Raw genomic sequence first — 24,822 nt, 5'->3', positions numbered from 1 at the left:
ACATTATCGATACAAGGCTGTAGCTTACGCATTTTCAAGCGTATTAAATACAGACCTCTTATGGAGAGCGGAGACTTCCGATGACCGCTATCAATTCTGCGACCAAAACCAATCAGGACGTTGTGCTTGAGATCAGCAATGTTGCCAAAACCTTTGGCCCTGTTGTTGCACTCAAACGCATGAACCTGACTGTTCGCCGTGGGCGTGTGCACACATTGCTCGGCGAAAACGGTGCTGGCAAATCCACTCTGATGAAAATCCTTGCCGGTGTCTTTAAGCCAACATCAGGCTCGATTGTGCTCAAAGGTGCGCCTTACGGGCCCAAGAGCCCACGAGACGCACGCAGCAGCGGCATTTCAATCGTGTTTCAGGAATTGAGCCTATCCCGCAACCTATCGGTTGCCGAGAACATTCTGGCCAATAATGAGCCAAGCCGCTTTGGTTTTATCCGCGAACGGGAGCTCAACGCCGAAGCCAGCAAGCTCATTGCAGAACTTGGCCTGCCCGTTGATGCACGCGCCAAAGTCGGCGATTTGTCGATTGCGCAGCGCCAGCTGGTTGAAATCGCCAAGGGCCTTAGCCAACCCGCTGACGTCGTCATTTTAGACGAGCCGACATCATCGCTTTCTGACAGCGAAGCCGAGATTCTTTTTGCCATCATTGAACGTCTGAAAGCACGCGGCACAGCAGTCATCTACATTTCGCACCGCATGGAAGAAATCATGCGCCTGTCCGACGACATTACGGTCGTGCGCGATGGTGAATATGTAACGACGACTGAAAGAAGCCAGACCAGCATTGAAAAGCTGATCGCTTTGATGGTCGGTCGTGAGATGAACGACATTTACCCTCCGCGCGAGGCCCCTCGTCCGTCGGCAATCGTCCCAGCCATTCTGGAAACAAAGAACCTTTCGGTTCCCGGAAAATTCCACGATGTTTCGATTGATGTAAAGCCCGGCGAAGTGCTTGGTTTGTTTGGCCTTGTCGGCTCTGGCCGCTCGGATGTGATGAAAGCGCTCTTTGGCATGCTGCATCCGACCGGCGACATCAAACTCGACGGCCAATCCATCACCCTCGCGTCTCCGACACAGGCGATTGCTCACGGCATCGCTTTTGTGACCGAGAACCGCAAGGAAGAAGGCCTCGTTCTGCCGCAGAGCGTCGAGCGCAACATCAATATGGTTGCTCTGGGACAGCTTGCCGGACCGTTTGGCATGATGCGCTCGTCGGCTGAACGCGCCAGCGCTAAAGCCGAAGTGCTGCGACTGGCGATCAAGACCGCATCGCTTGACACGATTGCTGGCTCTCTCAGCGGCGGTAATCAGCAGAAAATCGTTCTGGCAAAATGGCTTCAGATGAAGCCAAAAGTGCTCATCCTTGATGAGCCAACCCGTGGCGTCGATGTGGGCGCAAAGTTTGAAATCTATCGCATCATCCGTGAACTTGCCGCCCATGGTGCGGCGATCCTGATGGTTTCGTCCGAGTTGCCAGAAGTTCTGGGTCTAAGTGATCGCGTTGTCGTCATGCATTCCAAGCATGTCGCCGCAACACTCGACGCAGATGGCCTCACACCAGAAACCGTCATGAGCTACGCAGCAGGAATGCATCAATGAGCAACGCACAAGACATTCAGAAAAAAGCCGCAGACGCAGAAGTTCGTCGTTCGCTTTTCTCCTCTCCGATGATCCGTCAATATGGCGGCATTGTCATTTCGCTGGCCGTTCTCTGCATTGTTTTTGCAGTGCTGAACCCGCGCTTCCTTGCATTCAACAACTTCATGAACATCATGCAGCAGGTTGCTGTGATTGCGGTTGCGGCCTACGGCATGACCTATGTGATCCTGCTTGGTGAAATCGATCTTTCCATCGGCTCTATCATTGCAGTTGCTGGCATGGTGGCGGCACAGGCATTTTCCATGGGCTTCGGCTTTGCGCCGACCGTCATCTTCACACTGGCCGCCGGTGCGATTATGGGCGGGCTGAATGGTGTGCTCTCGGCGAAACTCATGCTTCCGTCCTTCATTGTGACAGTCGCCACGATGGGAATCTACCGTGGCATGGTCAGCCTGCCAACCAATGGCGCGCCGGAAATTATCGAGAACGAAACCTGGCTGGCAATCGGTTCAGAAAGCTGGCTCGGCCTGCCAATCATCATCTGGATCGTCGGCGTTCTGTTTCTCGTCAATTATATTCTGTTGTCCAAAACAGTTTTTGGCCGCCGCATTTATCTCGCAGGCGGCAACAAGGAAGCGGCGGTTTATTCCGGTATTCGCGTAGATCGCATTAAGATCATCGTCTTCATGCTTTCAGGCGTCATGGCTGCAATCAGTGGCATTCTGCTGTCATCGCGTTTGTCTTCAGCACAAACCAATGCAGGCATGGGCTACGAACTCGACGCTATTGCAGCCGTTGTTCTGGGTGGCACATCGCTTGCCGGTGGTGTCGGAACCATGGTCGGTACAATCCTTGGCGCATTGATTATCGGCGTTATCAACAACGGCATGAACATGCTGTCGGTGCCGTATTTCTATCAGCTCATTGTCAAGGGCGTTGTCATTCTCGTCGCCGTTTGGCTCGATGTCCGCTCAAAATCCGTCAGAACATAACTTGGTGCATCGCATGAAAAAGATCATCACAATCGGCGAAATCGTCGTTGAGATCATGGCTATCGAAACAGGCAATGGCTTCAAAAGCGCCATTCCGCTGATTGGCCCTTTTGCGTCCGGCGCACCGGCGATCTTTATTGATCAGGCAGCGAAGATGGGCCAGCCTTGCGGCATGGTCAGTGCCGTTGGCAACGACGACTTTGGCGCGCTCAATATCGAACGTTTGCAAAAAGACGGCGTGGATGTTTCGGCAATCAGTGTGCATCCAACCGCGGCCACCGGCAGCGCATTCGTGCGCTATCGCCCGGATGGTAATCGCGATTTCATCTTCAATATTAAGCACAGTGCATGCAGCGCAATTGGGATGACACCTGAAGCAGAAAGGCTAATCGAGACTGCTGACCATCTGCATATTATGGGTTCTGCACTCTTTTCTGATGGCATTGTCGAGGCCATCCACGAAGCAACGCTGCGCATCAAAGCGAAAGGCGGCACGGTCTCATTTGACCCGAATATTCGCAAGGAAATGCTCGATCTTCCCGGCATGCGTGAGGCACTCGTCCATGCGCTTGAACATACCGATTTGTTCATGCCAAGTGGGCCTGAAATTTTCCTCTTCACCAAGGCGGCGGAAGAAAAGGCAGCTATTGAAGAATTGCTCGCTCGTGGCATCAAGGCAATCGTCATTAAGCGTGGCGCTGAAGGTGCAAGCTACTTCGACCAGTCTGGCGAAGTCACAGCACCCGCATTCAAAGTCGATGAGATCGATCCGACTGGCGCAGGTGACAGTTTTGGCGCGGCCTTTGTCACCTGTTGGTTGCGCGGTCTCGCACCAAAGGAAGCATTGACGATAGCCAACGCGACAGGCGCGCGCGCCGTTGGCGTCAAAGGCCCTATGGAAGGCACATCAACGATGGATGAAATCAACGCGTTCATCGCCAAAAATGGAGTCCCGTCATGAGCAGCACTCAGACCTTGAGCAAACTTCCCGCCCGTTATGCAAGCGGTGCGCGCGGAGGCATCACCTCGATCTGCTCGGCACATCCTCTGGTTATCGAAGCAGCACTTCTTGAAGGCATTGCAACCAAGACCGACGTTCTGATCGAAGCCACCTGCAATCAGGTCAATCAGGATGGCGGCTATACCGGCATGACACCGGCTGATTTCCGTCGTTTTGTCGAAGAGATTGCAGCGCGTCTCGGCTTTGATACCAAGCACCTTATTCTGGGTGGCGATCACCTCGGACCAAATCCGTGGAAGCATTTGTCTGCTGAAGAAGCCATGGCCAAGTCCGAAGTGATGATGGATGGCTTTGTGCGTGCAGGCTTCACCAAAATCCACCTCGACACATCCATGGGCTGTGCCGGTGAACCGGTAGCACTCCCCGATGCTGTGACCGCGGAACGTGCAGCACGTCTTGCCAAGGTTGCTGAAAAAGCAGCCGCTGAATCCGGCTTTGATCTGCCTGTTTATATTGTCGGTACGGAAGTTCCGATCCCCGGCGGTGCGATGGAAGAAATCGAAGATCTGGAACTGACCAAGCCAGATGCAGCACTTGAAACCATTGCCATTCACCGCAAGGCTTTTGCAGCCCTTGGCTTGGAGGATGCATTCTCCCGTGCCATTGGCGTTGTGGTTCAACCGGGCGTGGAATTCGGCAATGAAAACGTTGTCTATTACGATAGCAACAAAGCGACCGCTTTAAGCGGTGTTCTCAACGAGGTCCCGCAGTTTGTCTTCGAAGCCCATTCGACCGACTATCAGCCGGTTGAGGCGCTGTCGGCGCTGGTTCATGATGGTTTTGCCATTCTGAAAGTCGGACCCGGCCTAACGTTTGCACTGCGAGAAGCACTCTACGGCCTTGATCAGATTGCAGCCTTCCTCGACAAACTGCCGGAAGAAGAAACCGTTCGCGGCAAGCTTGAAAAGCTGCTTCTCAACGAGCCAAAGAACTGGGAGAAATATTATCATGGCGATGCGGAAGAGCTGCGTCTCCAGCGCCATTTCTCCTATAGCGACCGCATTCGCTATTACTGGCCACATCCGGAAGCCACAGCAGCCGTCAATGGCCTACTCAAGCGCCTTGAAGGTCGCAAAATTCCTGAAACGCTGATCAGCCAGTATCTCGGCACGCTTTATCCAGCGGTTGCATCCGGCAAAGTTGAAGCCACGCCGCATGCACTGATGGTCGAAGCCGTCAGAAACGTCATCCGGGTTTATGGCAAAGCAGTCGGTACGCATTAAATAAATAAAACAAAAAGGGCGGAATTTCCGCCCTTTTTTATTATCATCAAATGGTGCTCGAAGTTTAATTCGAGAAGTCGCCCTGTCTTGTAAAGGCAATGCCATTCTGATCGAACAAATGGCATGATTGCGCATCAAAACTTGCCTTGATCGAAGCATCACCAGAGATCGGCGCTGTGCCCGGCGTAATGATGCAGAATGTCTCGCTCATGCCTTCTGGCGTGCTGTAAACGATTGTCTGCTGACCAAGGCGCTCAACAACAGATGGCTGCACAGTGATTGCAACTTCACCGTCACCGATTGCAACATGCTCAGGACGAATGCCCAGCGTGAGCGTCTGGCCGACGTCTGGACGCGCGGCTTCCTCGCAAAGAACCGGCAAAACTAGTTCATTGTTTCCGAGCTTAACACGCGCATAACCGTTGCTCTCAAAACCGGCAAAAGTAACCGGCAGCATATTCATGCGCGGGTTGCCGATAAAGCCTGCAACAAAGCTGTTACGCGGCTTGTTGTAAAGCTCGAGCGGCGTACCAACCTGCGAGATGTTGCCACCTTCAAGCACCACAATGCGATCAGCCATGGTCATGGCTTCAACCTGATCATGCGTCACATAGATCATGGTTGCACCGAGCTGCTTGTGCAGCTTGGTTAATTCGATACGCATGTCGGCACGAAGCGCTGCATCAAGATTGGAAAGCGGTTCATCGAACAGGAAAATCTTCGGCTCACGAACAATCGCACGGCCAATCGCTACACGCTGACGCTGGCCACCGGACAACATGCCGGGCTTCTGCTCAAGCCGCTGATCGAGATGCAGGATCGAGGCCGCATGTTCCACTTTGCGCTTGATGGTCGCGTTATCCGCACCTTCTACGCGCAATGGAAATGCGATATTCTCAAAAACACTCATATGCGGATAGAGCGCATAGCTCTGGAACACCATCGCGATGCCGCGCTTGACCGGAGGCAGGTCGTTGACGCGCTTCTCATCGATGACGATATCGCCCGACGTCGTATCCTCAAGGCCTGCGATCATGCGCAGAAGCGTGGACTTGCCACAGCCCGATGGTCCGACAAAGACCATGAACTCGCCTTCGTTCACTTCAAGGGATACGTTCTTGACGACGTCAAACTGGCCGAAGCTCTTGACAATATTCTTGAGGGATAATTTTCCCACGCTGCTCTCCTGCGGCCGAAAACTCGTTTTAGTACCGCCCTGCTGAATGATCCGGCAGGGCGGTTCAGTCTCAGTTTTATTTAAGGTTCTTCAGCTCTTGATCAGCCTTCTTCAGCGCGTCTTCAGGCTTTGCATCGCCTGTGACAACGGACTGAACCATAGCGATCATGACGTTCTGGAAACCGCGCCAATCAGTGAAAAGCGGCTCTGCACCACCATACTGAATGCCTTCGATCAGCGGACGCCAGTAAGGGATATCAACCATAACCTTATCAACGGCTGGAGACGGACGCATTGGCGTCAGGCCTTCATCAGTTGCCAGTTCATACTCTTCCTGAATAGCAGGCGACGTGATGTACTTGGCAAACTCAGCTGCCTTTTCCTCAACGCCTGAATCCTTGAACACGGCAAGGCTGTCAGTGATGACGAGCGTACCCGGACCCTTTGCGTCAGGACCGACTGGAAGCGTTGCGATACCCCAGTTGAACTTGGAATCCTGCAAACGAACCGCAGCACCCGAACCACCCTGAATCATGCCGACTTTACCGTCGAGGAAGATCGCGCGCACTTCGTTCTGCTCATACGCGGTTGGACCTTCCTGAGAATAGGCCTTGATGTCGTTATAGGCATTGAGTGCTGCGAGAACCTGCGGGTTGTCGATGACGACTTCGCCCTTATCGTTCACGATCTTGCCGTCATTGGTGTAAACCCAATGCAGGAACTGGTGAACAGTGTTGTCAAAGGTCTTAGCCGACAGGCCATAGCCCGGAATGCCGGTCTTTTCTTTGATGATCTTGGCGAATTCGATTTCTTCAGCCCATGTGCGCGGTGGCTGTTCTGGATCAAGACCAGCCTGCTTGAACAGGTCCTTGTTCCAGTAAAGAACCTTTGTCGAAAGCGCGATTGGAACGCCCCACTGGGTACCGTCATAGGTAACGGTTTCAACCACGTGCGGGAAATAAGCGCCCTTTTCTTCGTCCGTCATCGGAACCGAAACGATCATGTCGTTGTCAGCAAATTCCTTGAGCGTGCGCGAACCGACATAAGCGATTGCTGGCGGTGTACCTGCTGCTGCAAGTGTAGTTGCCTTGTCCTGGCACTGTGCCCAGCCGACAACTTCAACAGCGATCTTCCAATCCGGGTTCTTTTCTTCCCAGGCCTTAATATATTTGTCATGCGTCTTGTCGAGCTTGTCGCCGCAATAGATCCACGAGATCTCCTGCTGTGCTGCCGATGCACCGAGCGTGCCAAGCATCGTGCTGCCTGCGAGAACAAGCGCCGCAGCTCCCATTTTGAATATCGTCGTCACCTCTGAAAACTCCCTTATGATGATAGATGTTTAGACGGATTGTTATTGCTTCACAGCACCTGCGGTCAGTCCTCCGACCAGATAGCGCTGTAGTAAGAAGATGATGATCATCGCCGGTGCGATGCCCACAAAGGACGCCGCCATCAGCTCATTCCAGACGACTTCCTGCTTGCCGAAGAAGGCAAAGAGGCCTACCGGCAACGGCATATATTCGGCCTTGGAATTGAACGTCAGCGCGAAGATAAACTGCTGCGCATAGGCACCAATAAAGGTGGTGATCGCCACAACGATAATGCCCGGCATTGCAATTGGCAGGATAACGCGGCGCAGTGTGTAGAAGTGACTTGCGCCATCCATATAGGCGGCTTCATTCAGCTCACGCGGAATACGCATCATGTAAGTGCGCAGCAGCCAGATAGCCGCTGGAATAAGGAATGCCACACCCGGCACAATCATCGCGGCATAGGTGTTGAGAAGCTGAAAACTGCGCATCAGGCGGAACAGCGGAATCAGGAGAACTGCACCCGAAAACATATTGATTGCAAGAAAGCCGCCAAGGATCAGCCCTGCCCCACGAAACTCAAAACGCGAGAAGGCGTAAGCCGCAGGCACAACGAGAAGCAGCACAATGATCGTGACCACTGACGAGATAAAGAACGAGTTGAAAATATAGCGCCCGAATTGCGGCACGCTCTTCCACATCGAGAAATAGGCATCAAAACTGCCATTTTCCGGCCAGAACCGATAGGGCGAAGAGAAGAGCTGGTTCAACGGCTTCAATGAAACCAGAAACCCTTCAAAGAATGGTGCGAGCAGGAAGATCATAAAGATCGCAATGCCTGCATAAGCGCCAACTTTTTCAATCCACGTATAGCGGTCGATAAGCGGTGTATTTTGCGGTTGGCTCATACGATTTCCCCTTTAGGCCAGCTTTTCGGGGCTGATGCGCCGCGTGACACGAAAATAGGCAAGGCAGAACAGCGACAGGAATATGCAGATCGTTACCGCACGCGCCGCACCTTCACCGTAACGCTTGGAGCCAATAGCCGTCTGATAGGTGTCGATAATCATCGTAGTGGTCGAACCGTTCGGGCCGCCCTGTGTCAAAATCCAGATGATGTCGAACGAGTTGAATGTCGCAATTGTCGAGAGCATCGACATGGTGATGATGGCTGGCAGCATTAACGGCAGCGTCACCCTGCGGAAGCGATACATGCGACCAGCGCCGTCAGTCCATGCGGCTTCATAGAGATCTTTTGGGATCGCCTGAAGGGCTGCAAGGAAATAGAGCGTCACCATCGGCACGCCAATCCAGACGTCTGTCACGATTGTCGCCCAGAAAGCAGTATTGCCATAAGCGAGGAATGCAACCGGACCATCCACAAGGCCAAAACGCTGAAGCATCCCCGAAATCATGCCGAACTGGCCGTTATACATCCAGCTCCACATGAAAATACCAATCGCCATTGGTACAATCCACGGCGGCATGATCATCAGGCGGAACAGGGCACGCCCCGGCAAAGCCATATTGAGAAGCACCGCTCCAAACATGCCAATCGTGATCTTCATCAGCACCGAAAAGAACGTCCAGACGAATGTCCGGCCAATAACAGCCATAAACTGCGCATTGGCGATCTTGTCGTAGTTAGCCCAGCCGACCCAATTGGTCGTGCGGCGCAACGATGCGTCGGTGAAGGACAGGATGAAAGTGTCGATCAGCGGATAGGCGACGATTGCCAGCACATAGATGAGTGCCGGTGCAAGCATGACCCAAGCAAAGATGACTTTGGAGCGTTGCATTCCCATGTATCAGATCAAACTTTCTGAAGTGCTGCGTCGAAGCGATCCCAGACGGGACGCAGATCGATGACCGTGCGCTTTTCACGCGCCTCATCCATTGCCATGGCAAGAATGCCCGCTTCCATCGCATCAAGTGGCGAAACAGGAAGTGGCCCGCCATGCATGACATGGGCAATTACTTCTTCCGCCATCTTTTCATCCGCACCATAATGCTGAGAGAGCTCGGTGCGTGTCGCATATTCCTTGTGAATGGTGCGCTTTTCGTTCAGCACTTCATGCACATCGAAATAACCGCGAATGAAATCGCCTTCGGCCTGACCACGCGTTCCGAAAATCGCAAAACGGCGGAACTGGTCCGGCGCGTTCAGATTGGTGTGGAAGTTCATGCCAACGCCGTTGGCATATTCAATGATCGCGACCTGATAATCGATTATGTCACCATCGGAATCAAAAACCTTGTCGGAACCTTCCCAGCCCGTCGGCTTGCGATGGAACAGCGACATATCGTTGATACCTTCACGACGCGGATCATTTTCCGGAATGAAGGTCTTGCGGCCACCAAAACTTGCAACCCGCTCAGGACGCGAGCCGATCACGCTGTTGTAGAGATCGAGATCGTGGCAGCACTTCTCCAAAAGGAAGCTGCCCGACCACTTTGAATAGCGGCGCCAATCGCGCATGAAGAATGCGCCGTGATATGGATAGATGTGTTCTGCGGCTTCAACCGAAACGATATTGCCGAGCAAACCATCGGTCTTGGCCTGCATCAGATCGCGATACATCGGCGCATAGCGCAGCACCAGACCAACCAGCAAACGATCCTGACCGTGTTTCGCAAGAAGCTCAGCCAGCGCGTAAGTCTGCTCAATCGAGGAAACAATCGGCTTTTCGGTGAAAACCGTAAGACCAGCTTCAAGACCCACTCGAATATGATCAAGATGCATATGGTTTGGCGAGCCGATCATCAGAAGATCGAACGCCTCATTGGCGATCAGCTCTTCCGGCGTCGCATATTGCTTGCCAGCCGAAATGCCATGCTCATCCAGCTCTGCCATACCTGCAGGCGCAGGGTCTACATAGCCGACAATCTCGAACTCGGGATCAAGTGCATTGAAGACAAAACCCAAATAACCCAGACGATAGCCTAGTCCTACAATGCCGACTTTCACGATAAACTCCCAATCGATTTTTTAGTAAGATGAAAATTATCACCACAAAATGTCAAGAAAAAACACAAGGAATTTAGCAAAACCAAAACTTTTCACACAGACTTGATGAGGTACAGAAACAGCATTCCCGGCCACCCGCCTTAAAAGAAATCAAATTGCTCGAAATCAATTCAATATGTACAAATTGCAATCATTCTGCATTCAAATTGCAATTTTTATAAATAAAAACAGTAATTTAATTGATTTACGACTTCGTAATCAGTACATCGATCCGACAAGAAATGCTGTATTTTGGTTATAAATTCTGGCTGCACGAAGCGCATGAAGTCATGCAAAATTCGCAACAAAAGAATTTAATAACCATTAAATCACAAACGGCTAAATTTTAGGATGGACAAAATCTATTGAAGGCGATGATATAGTTGCTAACAAGGCCAAGGCCTCTATCCCGCATGATTTGTGGCCAAGCCGACAAAGACTCAGCGGGATCTCACTTATCTAAAACGCGCTCACCGAAAACAGGTCTACCTTTCGGAATGCGCATAAATCTGCTGGTGGAGAATTGCATGCCTAGCCTATTCCGACTTGAAAATTCGTGGATCGCAAATCCCGCACCAGCCGGAACCATGACAATCGAAGTGTTTAACCTGTCGGATGAAACACTGACCGATTTCTCACTTTGCTACACCAGCATCACCCGCATTGTTGGAGAGCCACAGATTACGAACGGACATTTTGTCCTGCATGATGGCAGCTTCAACGAAATAGCTGCGCCCAAAGGCTTCGTATTGAAGCCGGGCGAAACATGGACGTTGAGCGTCGCACCACTTAATCGCTCACCGTTCCATGTTAATGACGGAGCGAAGACGGCTTATCTCAAATGTGCCGATGGCCGTTTGATCCACATTGAGACTGGCGAATTAGCACTTTCGGGACAGGACCTCCCTCTGCCCGGCCCGCGTCTGCCGGAAGGCCGTCTTACGCTTCCGTTTGCTCTTCTGCCATGGCCTGTGAAATTCAATGCTGAAGCAGGCAGCACACCAATTGCGCTGCATCCCGCAGAGGGCACAGATATTGCAGGTCTGCGTGCACTTTCGCTGGTTGAGGAGCTTCATGCACGACTGTTCCCGCAAGCGCGTCAGGTCTTTTCGCTGAAAGCAGTTGAAGGCGGACGCGCTGTTGCAATCAAGACCGACGCGAACATCAAGAAGAGCGGCTTCACCATCGATTTCACGGCTGAGCTGATCACAGTTACGAGCGCCGATGTAGACGGCACACGCCATGGCCTTGTCGCGCTTGCGCACATTCTTGATGGCGCAAAGCAGGATGCAGAACGCTTCAAATTCCCGGTTTCTGGCCGCATTGAAGATGCACCACGTCATGACTGGCGCGGTTGTCTTCTTGATGTTTCGCGTCATTTCTGGACACATGATGAAGTCACCCGCTTCCTCGACATTATGGCCTGGTATCGCCTCAACACATTCCATTGGCATCTGACCGACGATGAAGCATGGCGCATCGAAATCCCGGAATTGCCAGAACTCACAGGGATTGGCGCAACGCGCGCTCCCAACAGTGCGATGCTGCCGCAGCTTGGCGATACGACTGAAACTTCGCATAGCTTTTATACCCAGGAACAAATCCGCTTAGTGGTTGCACATGCGCAATCACTCGGCATTGAAGTGGTGCCGGAAGTCGACATGCCCGGTCATTGCAAGGCAGTGCTGACCGCTCTGCCATATCTTCAGGATCGCAATGAAGCCAACGAATCCTACAAAACTGTTCAGGGCTTCACGAACAATGCGCTCAACCCCGCAATGCCCGCGACATGGGAGTTTGTGAAGACGATCCTCGACAATATCGTCGCTCTCTTCCCGGGTCGTTATATCCATATTGGCGGTGACGAAGTGGCCGATAACTCATGGATTGGCTCGCCGCTTGCACGCGAATTGATGGAACGCGAAGGGCTTGAAGGCACATTTGAACTGCAATCGTGGTTCATGCGCAAGCTCAAGATCATGCTGGAACAGCGCGGCCGTGTTCTCGCTGGCTGGAACGAAGTCGCGCATGGTGGCGGCGTGCAGCCGGAAGGCACTTTGCTGATGGCATGGCAAGCACCGGAAATCGGTATTGAGCTTGCAAAGCAGGGTTATGACGTCGTCATGACGCCGGGTCAGGCCTATTATCTCGATATGGCGCAGTCGCATAACTGGTGGGAACCGGGCGCAGGCTGGGCGGGCGCTTCCACACCGGAAGAAAGCTATGCTTACGAAGCTGCTGGCGATTTCCCGCCAGAACTGGCGCAGCATCTCAAGGGTGTTCAGGCATGTATCTGGTGTGAACATTTCACCACGCATGCCTATTTCAATGACCTCACCTTCCCTCGCCTTTTGGCGGTGGCGGAAGCTGCATGGACCCCATCATCGGAAAAGGATTGGCTGCGCTTTGCTGTGCAGGCACGCCGTCATCCGCTATTCTGATCCTCATGTCCTGCACGGTTATAGCCGTGCAGGACAAAGCCTATTTTGGAAATAGTGGCGAACTGAATGTCGACCTCGAGCCTTGATCTTGTCCGGCAATATCCGATCGTGCGAGCCAGCACGATTGCAATCCTGTTTTTTGGTTTCGCGGGCGCAGCAACAACACCTTACCAGCCGATTGTCGGTATTAAAGTCATCGGCTTAAGCGATTTCACCTATTCAGTCGTGGCCTTCTGTGCCGTCGTCGCCAATCTCGCGGCCAGTATTGCCATTGGATTGGTCTCCGACCGTATCGGGCGTTATCGCGCGCCAATGATCATCGTCACAGCCCTTGGTATCTTCGGTTTTGGCCTGATCTGGCTGTTTCCAACACCATGGGTCTTTGCGTTAGCAACCATTGGCCCAATCGCGCTTTTTAACGTCGTCAGCACGCTTTTGTTTGCCAATATCCGCAACCATTCCGCTGGAATGACACCGATTGAACTTGGCGATTCGATCACAATCGTTCGCATGGCAATTTCGATTGCATGGATTCTTGTGCCCGGACTTGTCGGTGCAGCGCTCGCCGGAACTGGCTCTGCCCTCACCGCTTATTCCTTCGCGACATTGCTCGCGCTCGGCTGCTTTGCGTCAATTGCCACACTGATGCCATATGACCACCACAAAAATCTTGAAAAAAGCCACAAAAAAGCCTCCAGTTTTGAAGACTTCAAGCGCCTTTTTTCGCCTTTTGTCGTCACAAGACTGCTTGGAATCGCGCTGATCACATCCGTTTTGCATGTGAATGCAATCGCTTTGCCGCTGATTATTACCGGGCGCGGTGGTGGCACAGTTGAAGATGTCGGCATGGTCATGGGCTTCGTGGCAGGGCTTGAAGCAGTGCTCATGCTGGTCTGGGCGCGTATTGGTCGCCGCCGAAGTCAGATCGGTATCTTCTTTGTCGCATCATTGCTTTACGCAATCTATCTGGTCTGGCTTGCATTCCTCACCACACGATGGGAGATTTATGCCGCATCAACGATTGGGGGGATTGGTGCAGCTGCAATCGTGAGCCAGCCAATAAGCTATCTGCTTGGTATTATACACGATAGGCCCGGCCTGTCGGCTTCGCTTATCGCAATCAATATGTTTGTCGGCGGTGGCATCGGAACAGCACTTTTTGCAATTGGCACAAGCTTTGCTGGCTATGGAACTGTCACCATCATGGGGGCAATCGCAGGATTAGCCGGTGTCGTGATACTGGCAAAGGTAGAATACAAGAAGAACTAAGGGGGATTGCTTTGAGCCGGATATTACTGGAAGTCTGCGTCGATGATGCCGACGGACTGGACGCCGCAATCAAAGGCGGTGCAGATCGGATTGAACTTTGCGCAGCACTCGCAATCGGCGGGCTGACGCCTTCCATCGGCCTCATGCAGCTTTCAGCCAAAGCGCCAATTCCGATCATGGTAATGATACGGCCACGCGCTGGCAGCTTCGTCTGGACCGAAGATGAATTGCAGATCATGGAAGCCGAAATTGCAGCAACACGCGCCCTTGGCCTCGCAGGTGTTGTGATTGGCGCCAATCTGCCCGATGGCAGGCTTGATAGACCTGCATTGGAGCGACTGGTCAAAGCAGCCGATGGTCTTGAAATTGCTCTGCATCGCTCAATTGATCTTACCCCTGACGCGGCAGAAGCCGTGCAAATAGCTGTCGAGCTTGGCATCAACCGGATTTTGAGTTCAGGCGGCGCGTTGAAAGCCGTATCCGGCCTCGAACGCCTTGCGGAAATGCAGAGTGCTGCCAAAAACAAAATCACCATCATGCCGGGCTCGGGCGTGAATATGGGTACGCTTCCTGCAATCGCTGCGGCATTGCCTGATCTTACTGAAATTCACGCGTCCTGCAGTGCGCCCATCGATGCGGATGAGATTCTGCTGAATTTCGGCTTCGCCGTGCCGAGTGCAACAAGAACGACGGCAGCCAAAGTTGCCGAATTGCGCGCAGCCCTCAAGGCAATTGCCGATGGCAGGCAGCCGCCTTCCTGATTTAAGCAGCCATCCGTGCTCAGGAATTGCTGACAAGCAAACGGAGCAAAACAAAATTTGTGTTAAAATAAACAACTGACATTAGAAATTTGTGTTGAAGTAAAATTTTCTTTTCAATAGAAAATTACAACACAAGGAAAGGGCCGGAGTTGCAACCGACAGAAGACCTCTATCAGACTGTGCAAGCAGCAGTGCCGGAGCTTACTCCGAAGCTGCGTGGCATATGCCTGTTGATCGAAAACGATCCGGTAGGCTTCATTCGCTCAACTGCACGCGAATTGTGCAACCAGCTTGGTACTTCAGAACCAACTCTCATCCGCTTCTGCCAGCGCTTTGGTTATGCGGGCCTTGCCGATTTCCGTATCGATCTCGCTTTGTCACTTGCTCAGCGCCCCGGCCTCGTGCCTGCGGGCGTGGAAGCCAATCCGGTAGATCGTCGCGCCGTCAATTTCGACGCCAAGGATGCAATCGGACGCAAGGCAGTCAGTCTCCTTGAAGGTGATACCGCCGTGCTGTTCGATAACGGCTCCAGTACCGAACGGCTGGCCGCGCATCTGGGCAATCTCGCACCGCTTATCGTCATGACCCGCAGTCTCGACGTTGCGCAGACCGTGCTTCGCCATAAGCAGCATCAGGTGATGCTGACCGGCGGCAGCATTCGCCGCGAAACAATGTCGGTCTCCGGACGTCTGGTCGATACGGCACTTTCCGAAATGCGCTTCGACACCTTTGTCATGGGTGCGGATAGTGTTGATCCCGAAACAGGTGTGAGCACTTTTCTGGAAGACGAAGCCCATCAGAACCGCGCAATGATCGAGGCTTCTGGCCGTGTCATCGTTCTGGCCGACAAGACCAAATTCAGCAAACCACGGCTGCATCGTATCTGCGCAATGGATCGAATTACGGCGATCGTAACCGATCTTGAGCCCAATCACGAAATAGCCAACCGCATCCGCGAACGCGGTGTGCGCGTAATCAGTACCCAAGAGGACGGCATTAATGACTAAACTGGAAACGAGCCACACCTGGCAGGAAATTCATGCACAGCCGGGCATCTGGCAGGCTTGGGCAGCACCTCTTGCCACCCAGTCGGCTGAAATCCGTGAATGGATCGCCGCCAAGGGTATCAAGCGCATCGTTTTCAGCGGCGCAGGCACCTCGGCTTTCATCGGTCAGGCTCTTGCATCGGTCAAGGCTGGCGCGATTTCGCTTAACGCCATTCCGACCACCGACATTGTTTCCAATCCGTCCGAAACGCTGTCTGATGATGGCGAACTGCTCGTCGTGCAGTTTGGCCGCAGCGGCAACAGCTCGGAAACCATCGCAACGCTCGACCTGCTGGACGAGCATTTCCCAAAGGCTCACCGCCTCAACATCACCTGCAATGGCGAAAGCGCACTGGCCGTTCGCGCAGCGAAAGGCCCGGGCGAACAGCGCGTGATCGTTCTGCCAGCAGCAACGCACGATCAGGCTTTTGCAATGACGTCGAGCTACACGACAATGCTTTTGTCGGCACTCGCCTGCATTGATGGCAATGTTGATGTCGCCGACAAACTTAACAAGCTCTCGGCTGCGGGTGCTAAGGCAATTGCACAGCTCGACGCAACGCCTGCGCCACATCCAGACCGCGCAATCTTTCTGGGCTCCGGCGCACTGACCGGCGTTTCGCGCGAAAGCGCACTCAAGGTTCTGGAGCTGACCGCGGGTCAGGTCATGACAAACTGGGACAGCACGCTCGGCTTCCGTCATGGTCCAAAAGCTTCGGTTGTCGGCAACACCCGCGTTGTGGTCTTCATTCACCCGGATCAGCACACCGCGCGTTATGATCGCGACATCGCAGTTGAAATTGCTCAGCAGTTCCCGACAGCGACCGTTACGACTGTTGGTGGCGAAGGCTGTGATCTTGCGCTTGATCTTACCGGCGACAGCCGCTGGGATGCCGTACTTTACGTGCTTCTGGCGCAAATCTGGTCTGCCCGCTGGTCGGCAGAACTCGATCTCAACATCGACAATCCATTTATTGATCAGGGCAACCTGACACGCGTTGTTTCCGGGGTTAAGATTTACCCCTTTGCAGCATGAAACACGAGGTCAGCATGATCTGCGGCGCCATTGATCTGGGCGGCACCAAAATTGAGGGCCGCCTGTTCGACGCAAATATGGAAACGGTTCTGACACGGCGTATTCCAACGCCCGTCAGCGACTTTGAAGCCTTTATCGATGGGCTTTCGGCGCAGATTGAATGGCTGACCGAGACGGCGGCCAATCCAAATCTGCCCGTCGGAATCAGCCTGCCGGGCTGGATTGATCCAGCCACCGGCCACGGCTTTGCATCCAATATTCCCATCACGGGTCGCGATGTGGGTACAGCCCTCACCAAACGTTTCGGGCGCAGCTTTCCGCTGATGAACGACTGTATGGCTTTCGCCTATTCGGAAGCGCATGGCGGTGCAGCCGAAGGCAGCGAAGCGATGATTGGCCTGATTGTCGGCACCGGCATGGGCGCTGGTGTGGTCATCAATGGTGAAATTCCGCCGCGCTATAATGGTCTTGCGCTGGAAATCGGTCACACGGGTATGCCTGCACGCGTTCTGAGCGAGCAGAACCTGCCATTGATCCCTTGCGGTTGCGGCAAGACGGGTTGCATGGAACGCTATGTTTCCGGCACGGGCCTCGCCGATATTTCAAAGATCAAGCTTGATGAGACCATCTCCAATCAGGAACTGACATTGCGCGCGTCCAATGGCGATGCGAGCGCAGAAAAGGTGCTCGATGACTGGGCTGATCTGATGGCGGAATCGCTTCTGACCATGCAGCTCGTCGTCGATCCGGATTGTTTCGTTCTTGGCGGCGGTCTTTCCAATATGGATGGTGTTGCCGAACGCGTCTCAAAGGCATTTGAAAAGCGCAAGCTTGGACCCACACGCATACCCGCCATCAGAACTGCACGCTTCGGCGATAGTTCGGGTGCACGCGGCGTTGCGCTCTTTGCACTGAATCATTCTGGAGAAAGCCAATGACCCGTCTTGTCGCCCCCGATTATGTCTTTCTGAATGGGCGACTTCAGACTGGTCTGGTGGTCGAGATTGGTCAGCATGGCATTACCCGTCTTCGTCCGCGCAAGTCGGATGAAACGCCGGACCTCACGCCACATGTGCTGATGCCAGCCTGCATTGACCTGCAGGTCAATGGTGCGGGCGGCGTCATGCTGAACTCGGACACCAGTGCAAAGAGCATCGCGCACATCATCTCGACACTGCGCAAACTCGGCACTGGCTGGGTTCTGCCAACGCTCATTACCTGCGAGCCCGAGCGCATCATTCAGGCAGCCCATGCAGCCGTTGAATGCAAGGGCATGGATGGTTTCTTCGGCCTGCACATTGAAGGCCCGCATCTCAATCCTGCCCGCAAGGGCACGCATCGCGTTGAATTCATCCGCCCGATGGATGCATCCACGCTTGAAGCGCTGAAAATTCTGCGCAAGGCGGATGTGCCTGTCATGCTGACGCTGGCACCGGAAATGGTGCCGGGCGACATCATCCGCGAGATTGCTGATATGGGTGTGGTGGTTTCCGCCGGTCACACCAACGGCACAACGCAACAGGCACGCGCCGGGCTTGACGCCGGCATCAGCTGCTTCACCCATCTTTACAACGCCATGCCGCCAATGACATCGCGTGAACCGGGGGTGGTCGGCACTGCAATTGGCAGCGATGCTTTCGTCGGCATCATTGTTGATGGGCATCATGTGACATGGGAAATGGTCGGCGTTGCATGGCGTGCGCGCCCAAAGCGCGACCGCATGTTCCTTGTATCAGACGCCATGTCTACCATCGGCGGCCCGGATCATTTCGAACTTTATGGCGAACGCATTGAAGTACGCGATGGTGCACTTGTTAATGCAGCGGGTTCGCTTGCAGGTGCCCATATCGATATGGTCGGCTGCCTTGCCAATCTCGTTCAGCATGTCGGCGTGCCGCTTGAAGAAGCCATTCGCGCGGCCTGTGTTGTGCCTGCCGATGTGATGGGCGTAGCTTCACCGAACCTTGGTGCCGGAACGCCACTGCCAGAAATTCTTGCTCTGGATAACAATCTTCAGCGCATTTCTCTCTGAAATTTACCCTATATATGGAGTCCCGTTATGAGCAGCACTCAGACCTTGAGCAAACTTCCCGCGCGGTATGCAAGCGGTGCGCGCGGAGGCATCACCTCGATCTGCTCGGCTCATCCTCTCGTTATCGAAGCCGCCCTTCTTGAAGGCATAGCAACCAACACCGACGTTCTGATCGAAGCCACCTGCAATCAGGTCAATCAGGATGGCGGCTATACCGGCATGACACCGGCAGATTTCCGCCGTTTTGTCGAAGAGATCGCAGCGCGTCTCGGCTTTGATACCAAGCACCTTATTCTGGGTGGCGATCACCTCGGCCCCAATCCGTGGAAGCATTTGTCTGCTGAAGAAGCCATGGCCAAGTCCGAAGTGATGATGGATGGCTTTGTGCGTGCAGGCTTCACCAAAATCCATCTCGACACCTCCATGGGCTGTGCCGGTGAACCGGTAGCACTCCCTGATGCTGTGACCGCTGAACGCGCGGCTCGCCTTGCCAAGGTTGCAGAAAAAGCAGCCGCTGAATCCGGCTTTGATCTGCCTGTCTATATTGTTGGCACAGAAGTTCCGATCCCGGGCGGGGCGATGGAAGAAATCGAAGATCTGGAACTGACCAAACCAGATGCAGCGCTTGAAACCATTGCCATTCACCGCAAGGCTTTTGCAGCTCTTGGCTTGGAGGATGCATTCTCGCGCGCCATCGGCGTTGTGGTTCAGCCGGGCGTGGAATTCGGCAATGAAAACGTTGTCTATTACGACAGCGAAAAAGCGACGGCTCTGAGTGGTGTTCTCAACGAGGTCCCACAATTTGTCTTCGAAGCCCATTCGACCGACTATCAGCCGGTTGAGGCACTATCAGCGCTGGTTCATGATGGATTTGCCATTCTGAAGGTCGGACCGGGCCTGACGTTCGCGCTGCGTGAAGCACTCTATGGTCTTGATCAGATTGCCGCTTTCCTCGACAAGCTGCCTGAAGAAGAAACCGTTCGCGGCAAGCTTGAGAAGCTACTTCTCAACGAGCCAAAGAACTGGGAGAAATATTATCATGGCGATGCGGAAGAACTGCGTCTTCAACGCCATTTCTCTTATAGTGACCGCATTCGTTATTACTGGCCGCATCCGGAAGCCACAGCTGCTGTCAATTCGCTGCTTAAGCGCCTTGAAGACCGCAAAATTCCGGAAACACTGATCAGCCAGTATCTCGGCACGCTTTATCCAGCGGTTGCATCTGGCAAGGTTGAAGCCACGCCGCATGCACTGATGGTCGAAGCCGTCAGAAACGTCATCCGGGTTTATGGCAAAGCAGTCGGTACGCATTAAATAAATAAAACAAAAAGGGCGGAAATTCCGCCCTTTTTTGTTATCGATGATTAGTATTTATTCATACTCTGATAAACGATGTTCCTGCCCGATCGACATTTTCATCGATATCAAGCGCACCGTTAATATCTAACGGCAAAAACACTGTTGATGGGTGGTGTTTCAGGATTTTACCTGCACCAACATCACCGCGCAGATGAAGAAGTTTTGGCAGCAAATGAAGTGGGATAAGTGCTGGCGGAAGTACCGTATTGCCACTCTTCGAAATCCGTGGATGCATGCCAGCTGTAGCAACCATTTTTTTCAAATGCTGTCTGGGGACATTCGGCATATCGCCTAGCAAAACGAGAGCATGACTTGCGCCATGTTTTCTCACATATCGCAAACCCGCTTTAAGGCTATCGCTTTGCCCCGTTGAATTTTTAAGGAAAAGCGGGCGAAAGCGTGTTTGCTTGAATAGACCCGCCACGACAGGATTACTTGTCACAACCACGCCGAAACTATAGGGCACGCCAAGCAGGGATGCTGCAACATGAGCGCTCAGCGGCTTTCCCCGATAATTTGACAGGAGTTTATCACGCGCACCAAAACGTCGTGACTTGCCAGCTGCCAAAACGATGACAGCTACTTTTCCGGTTCCACTCATTTCAAATCTTTTACGCTCTGCAATACATGCGCAAGTACAGACACGCCAAGTGTATAAGGGTCGCGCGTCGATGGGATAAGTCCAAGGGGAAATTTCAGCTTATCAGTATTCTCAACCGGGCAGCCATATTCAATCAATGCTTCACAACGCGACAAGTGAGCGCGTCTACTGCCCTGCGCACCCACAAAAAACGCAGGGCTGTCGAGTGCTTTCGACAAAATAGTCGGCTCGCGACTATGATCATGGAAAAAGGTTACGACTGCGGTTCGCTCATCTGTCTTAACGCCATCCGGCCAGACATTTTTGACCAGCGGATTAGCCCATGGGAACCGCATCAAAACATCCGGATCAGGTGAAAACAATTCCACACGGCAACCAGCGGCCAATGCCAATTCTGTAAAGCAGATCGTTTCCATTCCAGTGCCAAAAACCAACACCCTGATCTGAGGCAAAATGGTGAGATGCAGTCCCATTCCCGTCGGATTGAGAGATAGTGTCCCATCATCAGCCAAAGTTAGCATCGCTGGCTTTCGTGCTCTCAAGCTTCTATCAATATCGCCCAGAATGAGCTTATCAGGAAATGGAAATATCTGAATATCGAGCGCACCACCACAAGGGAGCGGCAAATCCCAGTAGGGAGAACCACGACCGTATCGAACTTTCATAGCATTGCCGGTTTCCATTGCCGACTTTGCATTCAACACGACACTTTTATCGATACAGCCGGAAGACAGATTACCCCAGCTGCGACCAGAAGCATCGACAACCATGGCCGCGCCGCAACGTCGATAAGATGGACCTTCAACGCCAACAATAACCGCAAGTGCACACTTCTCAGCAGACAAAGCTGGCATCAAAGGAAAGTCATTTTCGTTGATGGAAGCAGCGCGCACGGCCACATTCGTATCATTGAAATGAGCCTGTTCCGTTGGTTTCATTAAGGTTCACCATGGCTTACGAGAAACATCTGTGCCTTTACTCTCCGAGTGCCCGCTGGATCTTTTCAGGCGTTACAGGCAGTCGGTAAAAGCGAGCTCCGGTTGCATGGGTAATTGCATTGCCAGTCGCAGCCACAACCGGGATCATCACCACCTCGGCCATGCCTTTGGGCGGTGAACTTTCTGACAGTGGTTCGAGATATTCAGCCGTCTGCGTCCAAACCGCTACGTCCTTACTTCGCGGCAGCGTATAGCGGTTAAAGTTCCATGTACCATTGCCCGGACCGTCTTCATAAAGTGGAAGCTCTTCCATCAAAGCGTGGCCAATGCCCATCGCCACACCACCCTGTTGCTGACCAGAAACCAGCGCGGGAACGATAATATTGCCCGGATCAAGGATGCTGTGATGCTTCATGATTTCGACTTCGCCGGTGAAGCTATTCACGTTGAGTTCGACGATACATGCCGCTGGCGTGTAGGTCGTGACACCCGCATTGTTGCGCTGTACTAGCGGAAAATACACGCTGCTTCGTTTGATGAAATCATAGCCACCCGTTGTCATACGGCTTTTAAGTTCCGCTGAAGCACCATCACCATAGCGAACGGCGAGAAGATCAACAGGCAGTTCGCGCATGCCAATAACGGGTATGTCGAACTTGGCCGTTGCCCATTCCCAGCGACTGAAACAGTGAAGTGAAACGCCCGTCACCAAACCCATTTCATGGGCTTTGCGAGCAAGACGTTCAAAGGATAGCGTTTCCATTCCGCCGCCACCGATACCACCTGCCGTAACACGCAGATCGCTTTGCGTGACAACGCCGCTGGCAATTTGTCCACCAGATGCACCTTCGCTCCAGATCGCTTTTGCCGCAGGCCAGAATGTATTCTCAAAGAGAAACCGCGCTGCCTGTTGTGTTCCAAAGCCCAGAAAATAAGCGCTGTTGGAAGCACTCATAGGCGGAAGTGCATTTGGTACCCAGAACGGGTCTTTTTGCAACTCGTCCTGCTGTTCCTGCGTGGTCGTGTAAGGCGACCAGTTGCTCACCATCGGCAATTCGGCAAAATCAGTCACACCAAATTCGACCACATCCGGCACTTTGCCCAACAGGTTACGCACCATCACCTGCTGCGCGGTAGTGGCACCCGTGCCGATTTCCTGCACGCAATGGCGCATGGTCAATTTGCCATTTGCATCAAATTCGAGCGTAAGTGCAGAGGTATCCGCACCTGATCCATAGTCCTTCTGAACTTGCGCAAAACCTACGCCATAAAGGCGACCTGGGTTGGCCTTATCATAGTCCGCCTTGGCTTGTTCGCGATTGACCCATAGTGGGTTTTTAGCCACCAGTTCGAGCATTTCGACATTACGCAAATCGCCCAGAGGTTGCGCGCCTTGCGTATTTTCATCACCCGCACGCATGGCATTGCGAAGGCGAAGTTCAACAGGATCAATGCCAAGCTCGGCAGCGATTTCATCGACCATTAATTCAGTAATGCTCATCACCTGAATGGTGCCGTAGCCACGCATCGAGCCTGCTTCCACGGCAGGCGTTGCAAGGGCTATGGATGTGAGATCCGATTTTGGAAAATAATAGATCGACTGTGCAGCGGTCGCAGCTACCTGTGCCACCGAGAATGAAAAATTGGCGCGTCCGCCGCCGTTACAATTATAGAAACCTTTCATGATTTCAAACTTGCCGGTCTTGCGATCAGCAACAATTGTCACGTCCATTTCGATAGAATGGCGTTTCAGTCCAAGCTGGAACTGTTCATAACGATCATTGGCCAGACGCACCGGCAACCCATCACCGTAAAAGCAGGCTGCAATCGCATAAAACGGAAAGATAGAATGATCTTTTGACCCGTAACCGACCGTTGTTCCGGTCAAAAGCTTGATCGTCTCAACGGCGAAGCGCTTATTGTCTTTGACCATAGCCGCTGCAACACGCGCAACTTCATAAGGCGACTGGGCGGCAACGATCAGATGCAGTGTTTTTGACTTCGCATCATACCACGCATTGCCGTTGTCTGGCTCCATTGCACTCGGATCAATGGATTGCGAAAAGCCGTGCCGTTCCAGCACAAATTTGGTTTCATCTTTACGCGCGTCTTCAATCGCTTTGGCGATATCTTCGGCGGCGTTCATGCCGCGTCGCATGGGTTCATAAGTCTCGCGCGCAACTTCTTCCGGATCGCGTACCCCACCGCCGCCGCGATGCTTGGTCAGTACAGAAGCAGGCACGAAAACGCCCGTCGTGCTTTCTGATGGCCAGGTTGGTGTATCACCATCGAAGCCGCCAAATATAACTGCATCTTGTATCGGCGAATAAGCAGATGACGCAGACGGTGTATCACCGCCGATGCGGACATATCGCGCGGCACCGTAATTGGCTGGCGATTTAACACCCGTTTCAGCGCCATATTTCACAATGCTGGTTTCAAATCGTAAAAGACGTTTTGCGGCATCAAAGCGATCAAAATCATGATAGACAAGCAGCGCTACCGGCTGTCCCAGAAGCGGTGCAGTTTGACCCTTTGGCAGCAGAATAGTCTTACCATAAAATTCATCGGCCAGACCTTCGGCATATGGTGCTGTCAAGCCATCGGCTTCAAAGTCTTCATGCAGAACCAGACGATCAGGCTGAAGATCATCCCCTAATATGGTCAGATCAACGCCTTCAAAGGCTCGCTTTGCATCCGTTGCTTTGATGAAAAAAGCATGGGCTTGTTCTTTGGGCCAGCCTTCGAGATCGCGGGCGCGATAGTCGCGGGAGAAGGTTTTCTCGCCAGTGACTTTACGAATAGCATCCCATCGATAACGGGCATGACCGTCCGTTCCGATCCAGTCCGATGGACTTGGCCCTGACTGGACTTCCAGCGCATGAGCGACTGGTAGCCGCCCAAGCATCACAGTGATGCCGGCGATTGTACCAAGCTTCATAAAATTGCGACGTGAAATATTCGAACTCATCATTCCCCCCGGGGGTTGATCCGAT

At 53.1% G+C, this 24,822-nt stretch carries 20 protein-coding genes; 12 read left to right on the top strand and 8 right to left on the bottom strand.

Going from position 1 to position 24,822, the window contains the following annotated elements:
- Positions 1-80: 80 nt before the first annotated feature.
- The 4 genes from J2782_RS21215 (at position 81) to J2782_RS21200 (ending at position 4,849) form a co-directional block, all read left to right on the top strand.
- Positions 81-1,613: a sugar ABC transporter ATP-binding protein gene (locus J2782_RS21215; RefSeq protein WP_310016036.1), complete on the top strand. Its 1,533-nt coding sequence runs from the start codon at positions 81-83 to the stop codon at positions 1,611-1,613.
- A gap of 68 nt (positions 1,614-1,681) precedes the next feature.
- Entirely contained in the window at positions 1,682-2,605 is a 924-nt protein-coding gene (locus J2782_RS21210) for an ABC transporter permease (RefSeq protein WP_310016070.1), read from the top strand.
- Positions 2,606-2,618: 13 nt separating this feature from the next.
- Positions 2,619-3,566 (top strand): tagatose kinase, encoded by a 948-nt coding sequence (locus J2782_RS21205; protein ID WP_310016035.1) that lies wholly within the window; start codon positions 2,619-2,621, stop codon positions 3,564-3,566.
- Positions 3,563-4,849: a D-tagatose-bisphosphate aldolase, class II, non-catalytic subunit gene (locus tag J2782_RS21200; protein WP_310016034.1), complete on the top strand. Its 1,287-nt coding sequence runs from the start codon at positions 3,563-3,565 to the stop codon at positions 4,847-4,849. The genes J2782_RS21205 and J2782_RS21200 overlap by 4 nt, the downstream gene beginning before the upstream one ends.
- A gap of 64 nt (positions 4,850-4,913) precedes the next feature.
- Here J2782_RS21200 and J2782_RS21195 read toward each other — a convergent pair whose 3' ends face one another.
- The 5 genes from J2782_RS21195 to J2782_RS21175 all read right to left on the bottom strand — a co-directional run bounded on the left by J2782_RS21195 (position 4,914) and on the right by J2782_RS21175 (position 10,304).
- The gene (locus J2782_RS21195) at positions 4,914-6,026 is read right to left on the bottom strand and encodes an ABC transporter ATP-binding protein (protein ID WP_310016033.1); all 1,113 of its coding nucleotides are present in this window, start codon (positions 6,024-6,026) and stop codon (positions 4,914-4,916) included.
- Between the two features lie 76 nt (positions 6,027-6,102).
- Positions 6,103-7,317, bottom strand: coding sequence for an ABC transporter substrate-binding protein (locus tag J2782_RS21190; protein WP_310016069.1), 1,215 nt, complete (start codon positions 7,315-7,317; stop codon positions 6,103-6,105).
- Positions 7,318-7,377: 60 nt separating this feature from the next.
- Positions 7,378-8,244, bottom strand: coding sequence for a carbohydrate ABC transporter permease (locus J2782_RS21185; protein ID WP_310016032.1), 867 nt, complete (start codon positions 8,242-8,244; stop codon positions 7,378-7,380).
- A gap of 12 nt (positions 8,245-8,256) precedes the next feature.
- A complete protein-coding gene (locus tag J2782_RS21180) occupies positions 8,257-9,141 on the bottom strand; it encodes a carbohydrate ABC transporter permease (RefSeq protein WP_310016031.1) in 885 nt (294 codons plus the stop codon).
- An 8-nt stretch (positions 9,142-9,149) separates the two neighbouring features.
- Positions 9,150-10,304, bottom strand: coding sequence for a Gfo/Idh/MocA family protein (locus J2782_RS21175; protein ID WP_310016030.1), 1,155 nt, complete (start codon positions 10,302-10,304; stop codon positions 9,150-9,152).
- Between the two features lie 566 nt (positions 10,305-10,870).
- On the opposite strand from J2782_RS21175, the gene J2782_RS21170 reads away from it, so the two are divergent.
- The 8 genes from J2782_RS21170 (at position 10,871) to J2782_RS21135 (ending at position 20,242) form a co-directional block, all read left to right on the top strand.
- The gene (locus J2782_RS21170; RefSeq protein WP_310016029.1) at positions 10,871-12,784 is read left to right on the top strand and encodes a beta-N-acetylhexosaminidase; all 1,914 of its coding nucleotides are present in this window, start codon (positions 10,871-10,873) and stop codon (positions 12,782-12,784) included.
- Between the two features lie 66 nt (positions 12,785-12,850).
- Entirely contained in the window at positions 12,851-14,053 is a 1,203-nt protein-coding gene (locus tag J2782_RS21165; protein WP_310016028.1) for an MFS transporter, read from the top strand.
- 11 nt (positions 14,054-14,064) lie between these two features.
- Positions 14,065-14,814, top strand: coding sequence for a copper homeostasis protein CutC (locus tag J2782_RS21160; protein WP_310016027.1), 750 nt, complete (start codon positions 14,065-14,067; stop codon positions 14,812-14,814).
- Between the two features lie 149 nt (positions 14,815-14,963).
- Complete coding sequence (locus tag J2782_RS21155; RefSeq protein ID WP_310016026.1) at positions 14,964-15,821, top strand: DeoR/GlpR family DNA-binding transcription regulator; 858 nt, start codon at positions 14,964-14,966, stop codon at positions 15,819-15,821.
- On the top strand, positions 15,814-16,896 hold the full coding sequence (locus tag J2782_RS21150; RefSeq protein ID WP_310016025.1) for an SIS domain-containing protein: 1,083 nt from the start codon (positions 15,814-15,816) through the stop codon (positions 16,894-16,896). Before J2782_RS21155 ends, J2782_RS21150 begins: the two co-directional genes overlap by 8 nt.
- Positions 16,897-16,910: 14 nt before the next feature.
- The gene (locus tag J2782_RS21145; protein WP_310016024.1) at positions 16,911-17,834 is read left to right on the top strand and encodes an ROK family protein; all 924 of its coding nucleotides are present in this window, start codon (positions 16,911-16,913) and stop codon (positions 17,832-17,834) included.
- On the top strand, positions 17,831-18,928 hold the full coding sequence (gene nagA, locus J2782_RS21140) for an N-acetylglucosamine-6-phosphate deacetylase (RefSeq protein WP_310016023.1): 1,098 nt from the start codon (positions 17,831-17,833) through the stop codon (positions 18,926-18,928). Before J2782_RS21145 ends, nagA begins: the two co-directional genes overlap by 4 nt.
- 27 nt (positions 18,929-18,955) lie before the next feature.
- A complete protein-coding gene (locus tag J2782_RS21135) occupies positions 18,956-20,242 on the top strand; it encodes a D-tagatose-bisphosphate aldolase, class II, non-catalytic subunit (RefSeq protein WP_310016022.1) in 1,287 nt (428 codons plus the stop codon).
- Between the two features lie 61 nt (positions 20,243-20,303).
- On the opposite strand, the gene J2782_RS21130 is transcribed toward J2782_RS21135, so the two are convergent.
- Genes J2782_RS21130 through J2782_RS21120 form a run of 3 tightly spaced genes read right to left on the bottom strand, consistent with a single transcriptional unit; the run spans position 20,304 to position 24,797 of the window.
- Positions 20,304-20,888 carry an NTP transferase domain-containing protein gene (locus J2782_RS21130; protein WP_310016021.1) on the bottom strand — a complete coding sequence of 195 codons (585 nt, stop codon included), beginning with the start codon at positions 20,886-20,888 and terminating at the stop codon, positions 20,304-20,306.
- The gene (locus tag J2782_RS21125; RefSeq protein WP_310016020.1) at positions 20,885-21,826 is read right to left on the bottom strand and encodes an XdhC family protein; all 942 of its coding nucleotides are present in this window, start codon (positions 21,824-21,826) and stop codon (positions 20,885-20,887) included. The genes J2782_RS21130 and J2782_RS21125 overlap by 4 nt, the downstream gene beginning before the upstream one ends.
- A 37-nt stretch (positions 21,827-21,863) precedes the next feature.
- Complete coding sequence (locus J2782_RS21120; protein WP_310016019.1) at positions 21,864-24,797, bottom strand: xanthine dehydrogenase family protein molybdopterin-binding subunit; 2,934 nt, start codon at positions 24,795-24,797, stop codon at positions 21,864-21,866.
- Between the last annotated feature and the right edge of the window lie 25 nt (positions 24,798-24,822).

Source organism: Brucella pseudogrignonensis (assembly GCF_031454375.1).
In the GTDB taxonomy this organism is placed as follows: Bacteria; Pseudomonadota; Alphaproteobacteria; order Rhizobiales; family Rhizobiaceae; genus Brucella; species Brucella pseudogrignonensis_A.
This window is presented reverse-complemented; position numbering and strand designations above follow the sequence as displayed.

Bases quoted from the DNA above. Each gene is read 5' to 3' on its own strand.
- J2782_RS21205 (WP_310016035.1), top strand. From the start codon at position 2,619: ATGAAAAAGATCATCACAATCGGCGAAATCGTCGTTGAGATCATGGCT.
- J2782_RS21180 (WP_310016031.1), bottom strand. From the start codon at position 9,141: ATGGGAATGCAACGCTCCAAAGTCATCTTTGCTTGGGTCATGCTTGCA.
- J2782_RS21190 (WP_310016069.1), bottom strand. From the start codon at position 7,317: ATGGGAGCTGCGGCGCTTGTTCTCGCAGGCAGCACGATGCTTGGCACG.
- J2782_RS21185 (WP_310016032.1), bottom strand. From the start codon at position 8,244: ATGAGCCAACCGCAAAATACACCGCTTATCGACCGCTATACGTGGATT.
- nagA (WP_310016023.1), top strand. From the start codon at position 17,831: ATGACCCGTCTTGTCGCCCCCGATTATGTCTTTCTGAATGGGCGACTT.
- J2782_RS21200 (WP_310016034.1), top strand. From the start codon at position 3,563: ATGAGCAGCACTCAGACCTTGAGCAAACTTCCCGCCCGTTATGCAAGC.
- J2782_RS21130 (WP_310016021.1), bottom strand. From the start codon at position 20,888: ATGAGTGGAACCGGAAAAGTAGCTGTCATCGTTTTGGCAGCTGGCAAG.
- J2782_RS21135 (WP_310016022.1), top strand. From the start codon at position 18,956: ATGAGCAGCACTCAGACCTTGAGCAAACTTCCCGCGCGGTATGCAAGC.
- J2782_RS21165 (WP_310016028.1), top strand. From the start codon at position 12,851: ATGTCGACCTCGAGCCTTGATCTTGTCCGGCAATATCCGATCGTGCGA.
- J2782_RS21120 (WP_310016019.1), bottom strand. From the start codon at position 24,797: ATGAGTTCGAATATTTCACGTCGCAATTTTATGAAGCTTGGTACAATC.
- J2782_RS21150 (WP_310016025.1), top strand. From the start codon at position 15,814: ATGACTAAACTGGAAACGAGCCACACCTGGCAGGAAATTCATGCACAG.
- J2782_RS21170 (WP_310016029.1), top strand. From the start codon at position 10,871: ATGCCTAGCCTATTCCGACTTGAAAATTCGTGGATCGCAAATCCCGCA.
- J2782_RS21145 (WP_310016024.1), top strand. From the start codon at position 16,911: ATGATCTGCGGCGCCATTGATCTGGGCGGCACCAAAATTGAGGGCCGC.
- J2782_RS21210 (WP_310016070.1), top strand. From the start codon at position 1,682: ATGATCCGTCAATATGGCGGCATTGTCATTTCGCTGGCCGTTCTCTGC.
- J2782_RS21215 (WP_310016036.1), top strand. From the start codon at position 81: ATGACCGCTATCAATTCTGCGACCAAAACCAATCAGGACGTTGTGCTT.
- J2782_RS21125 (WP_310016020.1), bottom strand. From the start codon at position 21,826: ATGAAACCAACGGAACAGGCTCATTTCAATGATACGAATGTGGCCGTG.